The organism is Pseudaminobacter soli (ex Li et al. 2025) (genome assembly GCF_003012705.1).
GTDB classification, from domain to species: Bacteria; Pseudomonadota; Alphaproteobacteria; order Rhizobiales; family Rhizobiaceae; genus Pseudaminobacter; species Pseudaminobacter soli.
The window spans coordinates 1-255 of record NZ_PXYL01000099.1 but is presented as its reverse complement, the minus strand read 5'-3'; the positions used below and the strand labels follow the sequence as shown (position 1 = coordinate 255).

At 60.0% G+C, this 255-nt stretch carries 1 protein-coding gene; it reads left to right on the top strand.

Annotation, left to right across the window (positions count from 1 at the left end; translation table 11 throughout):
* Nucleotides 1-121 precede the first annotated feature (121 nt).
* A partial coding sequence (locus tag C7I85_RS30840; RefSeq protein WP_146149042.1) for a helix-turn-helix domain-containing protein occupies nucleotides 122-255 on the top strand: 134 nt, incomplete at its 3' end.

Below are 255 nucleotides of genomic sequence, written 5' to 3'. Positions count from 1 at the left end.
CCTTTTCTTTGGGCACGTCCGTCCCGGTCGTCTGACCAGGTTGCGGAAATCGTTGCGTGCCGCTACTTCCACCTTCGATGGGCGCCCTGCCTTAGGATAAGTGGCGGATCGAGGGAGAAGAATGACTGCCAAGGCCAGTATCGGCGTAGTCTTTGCCACCAATCTCCGCGAGTTGCGCCGGGCGCGCGGCCTAACCCAGATTGAACTCGCACGGCTGTCGGGCTTAAGCCTCCGCTATATCGGCATTCTTGAGCG